Consider the following 3,791-nt stretch of genomic DNA (forward strand, 5'->3'; position numbering starts at 1 on the left):
CGTTCTGAAGCGAGGTGATCTGGTTGTTGATCTGCTCGAGCGCGCGCGCCGCCTGAAGCACGTTCTGCGCATAGTTGGTCGGATCGTAGACGATCCACGCCGCCGAGGCCGGCGGCGCCAGCACCATCGGCAGCACCGCGACCGGCGCGGCGAACAGCGCGGCGGCAAAGCTGGCCGCACGCGTGCGGGAATTACTTGTCTTCATGGTCAGTCTCCTTTTCGGCTTGGGGGATGAGATTGCTGAGGTCGGGAATGAGGTCGGCGGCCCAGTCGACGCCGCGATGGCGTAGCCAGGCGTCGAGGAATTCGTCGCGACCATGTTCAGTAAGAATGCGGGCGATGGCGGCCTGATCGGTCTTGGCGGAGGTGGCGCAGAGCGCGAGCGCCCCCTCGCTGAGGCCCAGCTCGAACAGCCGGTTGCCGCGCCGCGACTGGCAGTAATAGTCGCGCTTGGGCGTCGCGCGCGCGAGGATCTCGATCTGCCGGTCATTGAGGCCGAAGCGCCGGTAGATCGCGGTGATCTGCGGCTCGACCGCCCGCTCATTGGGCAGGAGCAATCGCGTTTGGCAGCTCTCGATGATCGCGGGCGCAATGGCGGACCCGTCGATATCGCTGAGGCTCTGCGTGGCGAAGACGACGGAAGCGTTCTTCTTTCTGAGCGTCTTCAGCCATTCGCGGAGTTGGCCGGCGAAGCCTTCGTCGTCCAGCGCCAGCCATCCCTCGTCGATGATGATGAGCGTGGGCGAGCCGTCGAGCCGATCCTCGATGCGATGAAAGAGATAGGCGAGCACCGCCGGCGCCGCGCCGGTGCCGATCAGGCCCTCGGTTTCGAAGGCCTGCACGGACGCCTCGCCGAGATGCTCGACCTCCGCGTCGAGCAGACGGCCATAGGCGCCGCCGACGCAATAGGGCCTGAGCGCCTGCTTGAGGTCGTTGGACTGAAGCAGCACGGCAAGGCCGGTGATCGTGCGTTCTTCGACAGGCGCGGAGGCGAGCGAGGACAGCGCCGTCCAGAGATATTCCTTCACCTCTGGCGTGATCCCGACGCCCTCGCGCATGAGGATCGCCACGACCCAGTCGGCGGCCCAGGCGCGCTCGGCCGTCTCCTCGAGGCGGGAGAGCGGTTGCAGCGAGACGCTGTGCTCATCGCCTTCGGTCAGGCCGCCGCCGAGATCGTGCCAGTCGCCGCCCATGGCAAGTGCTGCGGCGCGGATCGAGCCGCCGAAATCGAAGGCGAAGACCTGGGCACTCGCATAGCGGCGGAACTGCAGCGCCATCAGCGCCAGAAGCACGGACTTGCCCGCGCCGGTCGGACCGACGACGAGCGTGTGGCCGACATCGCCGACATGAAGGGAAAACCGGAACGGGGTGGAGCCTTCGGTCTTGCCGAACAGCAGTGGGGGCGCTGCAAAGTGCTCGTCCCGTTCCGGCCCCGCCCACACGGCGCTGAGGGGGATCATGTGGGCGAGATTGAGCGTGGAGATCGGCGGCTGGCGGACATTGGCGTAGACATGTCCGGGCAGCGAACCGAGCCAGGCATCCACGGCGTTGATGGTCTCGGGCATCGCGGTGAAGTCGCGGCCCTGGATGACCTTCTCGACCAGACGCAGCTTCTCGTCCGCCACGCGGGCGTCGTCATCCCACACCGTCACCGTCGCCGTGACATAGGCGACACCGGCAAAGTCGGCGCCCAGTTCCTGCAACGCGAGATCGGCGTCCGCCGCCTTGTTCGATGCATCGGTGTCGACCAGCACCGAGGCCTCGTTGGTCATCACTTCTTTCAGGATCGCGGCAATCGACTTGCGCTTGGCGAACCATTGGCGGCGGATGCGTGTCAGCAGCTTCGTCGCATCGGTCTTGTCCATCAGGATGGCGCGGGTTGACCAGCGATAGGGAAAGGCGAGCCGGTTGAGCTCGTCGAGTAGTCCTGGCGTGGTCGCCGTCGGAAACCCGGTGATCGTCAGCACGCGCAGATGCTGGTCGCCGAGTCGCGGTTCGAGCCCGCCGGCGAGCGGCTGATCGGCGAGCAGCGCATCCAAATACATCGGCGTTTCCGGCACGCGGACGCGGTGGCGTTTGGTGGAGACGCAGCGGTGCAGATAGGTCAGGGTCTCGGCGTCATCGAGCCAGTGGCATTCCGGCATGAAGGATTCGACCAGGCGCAGCACACGGTCGGTCCGGTCGGCGAAGCCGGTCAGCACCTCATGCGGGTCGATGCCCTTGGTCTCGCGGCCTTCATAGAGCCAGCCCTCGGCGCGGGCGGCGTCCTCGGCCGGCGGCAGATAAGTGAGGGTGAGGAAATAGCTGGATTCGAAATGCGCGCCAGCCTCCTCAAAGCTCGCCTTGCGCTCGGCATCGACCAGCGCCGACGCGGCATCAGGAAAGCGGCCGTCGGGATAGCTGTTCGACGGATGGCGCTGCGCCTCGACGAAGATCGCCCAACCCGAGCCGAGACGGCGGAAGGCGTTGTTCAGCCGGCCGGCGACGGCGACGAGTTCGGCTGGAACCGCTGAATCGAGGTCCGGTCCCCGGAACCGCACCGTGCGCTGGAAGCTCCCGTCCTTGTTGAGGACGATGCCGTGGCCCACCAGGGCGACCCAGGGCAGGAAATCGGCGAGGCGTGCGTTGCGATTGGGATATTCGGCGAGGTTCATCATGGACGGTTCCTCACGCTCAGACCGTCAGATGCGCGGGAATGCGCAGGTGCCGGCGGCCGACTTCGACGAAGAGCGGGTCGCGCTTGGCGGCCCAGACGGCGGCGAGATGCCCGATGGCCCAGATCGCGATGCCCACGAGCCAGAGCCGCAAGCCAAGCCCGATGGCGCCCGCTAGCGTGCCGTTCATGATTGCGATGGCGCGCGGCGCACCGCCGAGCAGGATCGGCTCGGTCAACGCCCGGTGGACCGGGACCGAGAAGCCGAGGAGCTCGCCGTCCTGTTCGCCAAGGCTCGACATCAGACGAGCGCTCCGCCGCCGAAGGAGAAGAACGAAAGGAAGAAGGAGCTCGCTGCGAACGCGATCGACAGACCGAAAACGATCTGGATGAGGCGCCGGAAGCCGCCCGACGTGTCGCCGAAGGCGAGCGTCAGGCCGGTGATGATAATGATGATGACGGCGAGGATCTTGGCGACCGGCCCCTCGATCGATTCGAGGATGGACTGGAGCGGTGCCTCCCATGGCATGGAGGAACCGGACGCATGAGCGGCAGGCGTGGTCATCAGGGCGATGAGCGCGACCGAAGCCGCCGCAGCCAGGCGATGGTAGGCGTTACGCAGGGTCTGGTGCATGTGGACTTTCCTTTGCGGCTGGTGTGAGAAGAGATGCATCGGGCGCGACGATGGCTGTCACGACGCGGTAATCGCCACCCGGCCCGAGGCCTTCCACGCGAACGAGTTCGGAAAGACGGCGGGCCGCGCCACGGCCTGACAGCACCGCCACAAGATCGATCGTCTCTGCGATCAGCGCGCGCGGAACGGTGACCACGGCCTCCTGGATGAGCTGTTCGAGACGGCGCAGCGCACCGAGGGCCGAGCCCGCATGGATCGTGCCGACGCCGCCCGGATGGCCGGTGCCCCAGGCTTTCAGGAGATCAAGCGCCTCACTGCCGCGGACCTCGCCGATGGGGATGCGGTCGGGACGCAGGCGCAGGGACGATCGGACCAGATCGGAGAGCGAGGCGACGCCATCTTTCGTCCGCATGGCAACAAGATTCGGCGCGGCACATTGCAGCTCGCGTGTGTCCTCGATGATGACGACGCGATCCGACGTCTTCGCGACCTCGGCCAGGAGCG

The 3,791-nt window shown here is 66.6% G+C and carries 4 protein-coding genes and 1 pseudogene; all 5 read right to left on the reverse strand.

The features are described 5' to 3' along the window. Window positions 1-205: pseudogene (locus MJ956_RS11350) on the reverse strand (P-type conjugative transfer protein TrbJ); the annotation flags it as partial. Beyond that, a complete protein-coding gene (gene trbE, locus MJ956_RS11355; protein WP_253964577.1) occupies window positions 192-2,657 on the reverse strand; it encodes a conjugal transfer protein TrbE in 2,466 nt (821 codons plus the stop codon). The gene trbE and the pseudogene MJ956_RS11350, both read right to left, overlap by 14 nt. A 16-nt stretch (window positions 2,658-2,673) precedes the next feature. Beyond that, a complete protein-coding gene (locus MJ956_RS11360) occupies window positions 2,674-2,955 on the reverse strand; it encodes a VirB3 family type IV secretion system protein (RefSeq protein ID WP_253964578.1) in 282 nt (93 codons plus the stop codon). Further along, window positions 2,955-3,287 carry a TrbC/VirB2 family type IV secretion system protein gene (locus tag MJ956_RS11365; protein WP_253964579.1) on the reverse strand — a complete coding sequence of 111 codons (333 nt, stop codon included), beginning with the start codon at window positions 3,285-3,287 and terminating at the stop codon, window positions 2,955-2,957. Before MJ956_RS11365 ends, MJ956_RS11360 begins: the two co-directional genes overlap by 1 nt. Beyond that, window positions 3,268-3,791: ATPase, T2SS/T4P/T4SS family (locus tag MJ956_RS11370; protein ID WP_253964580.1), on the reverse strand; the 524-nt coding region annotated here is incomplete at its 5' end. The genes MJ956_RS11370 and MJ956_RS11365, both read right to left, overlap by 20 nt.

It is taken from the genome of Aurantimonas marianensis (genome assembly GCF_024195285.1).
Classification (GTDB): Bacteria; Pseudomonadota; Alphaproteobacteria; order Rhizobiales; family Rhizobiaceae; genus Aurantimonas; species Aurantimonas marianensis.

Excerpts from the sequence above, each read along its gene's own strand:
- trbE (WP_253964577.1), bottom strand. The coding sequence starts at position 2,657 with ATGATGAACCTCGCCGAATATCCCAATCGCAACGCACGCCTCGCCGAT.
- MJ956_RS11360 (WP_253964578.1), bottom strand. The coding sequence starts at position 2,955 with ATGTCGAGCCTTGGCGAACAGGACGGCGAGCTCCTCGGCTTCTCGGTC.
- MJ956_RS11365 (WP_253964579.1), bottom strand. The coding sequence starts at position 3,287 with ATGCACCAGACCCTGCGTAACGCCTACCATCGCCTGGCTGCGGCGGCT.